We start from the raw sequence: 3,276 nt of genomic DNA, 5'->3' as shown, positions 1-3,276 counted from the left end.
GCACACGGGGCCGGGCCAGCACCGGGCGGGCGATGAGCCACCCCCGGCGTAACAGGCGCTCGGCCGCCGGTTGCCACAACCGGCGGGGCATGCGACGGTCGATCTGGCGGCTGCGCAACGGGCCGCGCTCGCGCAAGAGGGCCAGCAAGCGACGGGCGGTGGGGCCAAGGTCGGCGGGTGGCTCGGCAGGTGCCTCGGGCGTCAGGGCGTACTCGCGCTCGGCCTGCTGGGCCACCCCTGGCGGCAGCATGAGGGCCACGCAGGCGCTCAGAGGGGCCAGCATGGCCTCGGCCATCCGGCGGGCCAGGGCAATCTGCGCCGGGGTGAGCACGGCCTCGGGGTCCACCACAGCGGTTACCGGCCGGGTCACCGGCACCTCGGGCGTCTCGACCTCGGCGACCACCACGCCGTGCATGCGCTGGCGACCAAAGGGCACCTCCACCAGTTGGCCCACCTGCACGGCCCCGGCCAACGCGGGAGGCACATGGTAATGAAACGCCCCCAACACACGGGGGGCGTACACGACGACTTCCACAAAGCGCGTTGGGGTCATCCTTCCGCCTGGGCCTCTTCGGGTTCGTTTTGCGGGTGGACGGCCTGCTCCAGGCGCAACTTGGCGATGCGTAAGCCGTCCATGGCCAGCACCCGCAGCCGTCGCCCGTCAGCCAACTCGACCGCCTCCCCCGTCTTGGGGATGTGCCCCAGGCGACCCAGCACATAACCGGCAATGGTATCGTAGTTGGGGTCTTCCAGATGCAACCCCAACTTTCCGTTCACATCCTCGATCAGGGTCAGGCCGTCGATGAGCACGCTGCCATCGGGCAGCGGCTGGATCGCCGGGCCGGCGGAGCGGTCGAAGAAGTCCTCAATGTCGCCCACAATTTCCTCGATGAGGTCTTCCAGAGTCACCAGCCCGGCGGTGCCGCCATACTCGTCGATGACGATGGCGATGTGCTGCTTCCGTTCGCGGAACTGAACCAGCAGCGCGTTGACAGGCAACGTTTCGGGCACGAACAGGGCTTCGCGGGCGAACTCCTGAGCAGTGAGCCGCTCGAAGGCCGGATCCTCCAGATGCCGCAGCAAATCCTTGATGTGCAAAATCCCCAGGATGTCGTCCAGATCCCTGCCGTAGACGGGGAATTTGGTCACGCCATGTTGGGCAGCCAGGCGGAGCACCTCCCGCAAGGGCGTCTCGGCGCGCAGGGCGATGATCTCGGTGCGCGGCACCATAACCTGTCGGACGACCAGTTCGCCGAAGTCCAGCACGGCGTGCAGAATCTCGCCACCCTCGGCAGGGATCACGCCGACCTCTCCCGACTCGGCCACAATTTGCTTGAGTTCCTCCAGGGTGTACACCGTGCCGTGGCTCACCTGCGAAGTATCCAGCCCCAGCAGGCGCAACACCATCTGCGTGGCCCAATCCAGGGCAACCACGAACCAGTGGAAAGTGCGGGCAAAAAGGTACATGGGCTGCGCCGCCAACAGCGCGAAGCGTTCCGGGGCGTGCAGGGCAGCCACCTTGGGCACCTGCTCGCCAAACACCACATGGAGGATGGTGACCAAGGTCAACGAAGCGGCTAACGGCACCACCGGCAACACGCGCTTCACCAAGGCCAGGGCCGGCGGCAAGGCCAGATCGTGGAACAACGGCGCCAGCAGGGCCTCGAAAGTGCGGTCCCCCACAGCGCCCAAAGCCAGGCTGACGATGGTGATGCCCAGTTGCGCAGCCGCGATGAGCCGGTCGCGGGCGGCAGGGCTTTCCAGCCAGGTGCGCACAATGGCAGCAGCGCGACTGTCCGGCATGGCCAAGGTCTCCAGGCGCGCCTTGCGCGCCGCCACCACGGCAAACTCCACCGAGACGAAAAAGCCGTTGAGAGCGATGAGGAAAAAGATGAGAGAAAAGTTGAGGAGCATCGTCACAGTCCACTCAATTCAGGAACACCGCGGCCCCATAACCGACCACGGCACTGTAGTCTCCGGAGGTATCGCCCGAGGTGGCGTAGTGCAACACTTGGGCGTGGGTGGCCCCCAGGTCCCGGGCGGCCCACATCACGGCGGCCAGGGCTCCCTTGCCGCAGGCAAAGCCTTTGCCTTCCTCCTCGGCGCGGAACACTTCTTCGGGGTCAAAGGCCTCGATGCGGCGCAGCATCTCGTGGTCCAGGGCCTCGGCCACAGGCTGCGGATAGTAGTGCGAGAGATCCGTGCTGGCCACCAGCAGGGTGTTGTGCTCCCGCAGCACCTCGGCCAGCGCATGCCCCAGACCCTCCGCCACCGCCCGCGACTGGTCACGTACCATCACGGGCAACAGACGAAACGGTTGAGCCAGCGCCCGCTGCAAGAAAGGCAGTTCGATCTCCAAAGCGTGCTCCGTATCTTCGCGGACGGGGAAAATCGAAAGGCCGTATCGCTCCCGCAAACAAGTGCTCAAGGCGTCCACCGCCGTCTGATCCACTGGCACAGGGCCCAACGGGGTGGCATAGGCCTGGTGGCCGGAGGTCAACAAAGGCCCCCGGGCCGGATAATGCATGGGAGACACCACGGCCACCAAGTCATAGGCCCGGCCGCGCACCGCGGCAAAAGCGTACCCCGCCACCGGCCCGGAGTAGAGATAACCGGCATGAGGGGCAACCAAGCCCACCACCTCTCCCGTCAACGCCGGCATGGCCTCTTGGGCACGGTCCAAAAAGTGGTCCACCATCTGCGCCAGGGCCGAAGGAGAGGCCGGATACCACTGACCGGCCAGCGGCGAAGGGCGAACATCGGCGAGCACCATCGTTCACCTCCTACCCAGGGGAATCCGCCAGAGGGCCTCGGGCTGGCAACAACTGGCCGTTTTTATTCTATCACGCCCCTCCCCCGGTTTGCCTCATCCCGGATGAACAGGGCGACGGCTATAGAAACCAGGGAACTCACCAACGCCCCTAACAAAGCCGCCCAGAAACTCTCCACCCGGAACCCCACACCAAAATGCCAGCCGATCCAACCGGCCAGCCAGAAGAGCAAAGCGTTGATCACCAGGGTGAACAGCCCCAAAGTGAGCAAAATGAAAGGGCAGGTCAGGAGCTTCAACACCGGACGCAACAAAGCGTTGACCAGGCCAAAAATCAACCCCAGCCACAAGAACGCGGTCCAGTGTTCGGTTTGAGGATGAATCCCGGGCACCAGTTTGACGGCCACGAACAGCGTCAGGGCATTGATCAACCAACGTACCACAAAGGACATCGTGCTCCTCCTGGAGAAGGAAACTCAGGCCGAGGATATGACATTTGTCACCCG

The 3,276-nt window shown here is 64.9% G+C and carries 4 protein-coding genes; all 4 read right to left on the bottom strand.

Annotated elements, in window-relative coordinates:
• Positions 1-553 (bottom strand): hypothetical protein (locus G4O04_05840; protein ID HEY58040.1); only part of this gene is annotated, 553 nt, incomplete at its 3' end.
• A complete protein-coding gene (locus G4O04_05835) occupies positions 550-1,920 on the bottom strand; it encodes an HlyC/CorC family transporter (GenBank protein HEY58039.1) in 1,371 nt (456 codons plus the stop codon). The genes G4O04_05835 and G4O04_05840, both read right to left, overlap by 4 nt.
• A gap of 7 nt (positions 1,921-1,927) precedes the next feature.
• Positions 1,928-2,773 (bottom strand): AmmeMemoRadiSam system protein B, encoded by an 846-nt coding sequence (gene amrB, locus G4O04_05830; protein ID HEY58038.1) that lies wholly within the window; start codon positions 2,771-2,773, stop codon positions 1,928-1,930.
• Positions 2,774-2,835: 62 nt separating this feature from the next.
• Positions 2,836-3,222: a phage holin family protein gene (locus G4O04_05825; GenBank protein ID HEY58037.1), complete on the bottom strand. Its 387-nt coding sequence runs from the start codon at positions 3,220-3,222 to the stop codon at positions 2,836-2,838.
• Positions 3,223-3,276 lie beyond the last annotated feature (54 nt).

The sequence above is a fragment of the Anaerolineae bacterium genome (assembly GCA_011176535.1).
Classification (GTDB): Bacteria; Chloroflexota; Anaerolineae; order Anaerolineales; family DRMV01; genus DUEP01.
The sequence above is the reverse complement of the archived record's forward strand: the minus strand, read 5'-3'. Positions and strand labels throughout refer to the sequence as shown.

Coding starts and splice junctions, on each gene's coding strand:
- amrB (HEY58038.1), bottom strand. CDS start 2,773: ATGGTGCTCGCCGATGTTCGCCCTTCGCCGCTGGCCGGTCAGTGGTAT.
- G4O04_05825 (HEY58037.1), bottom strand. CDS start 3,222: ATGTCCTTTGTGGTACGTTGGTTGATCAATGCCCTGACGCTGTTCGTG.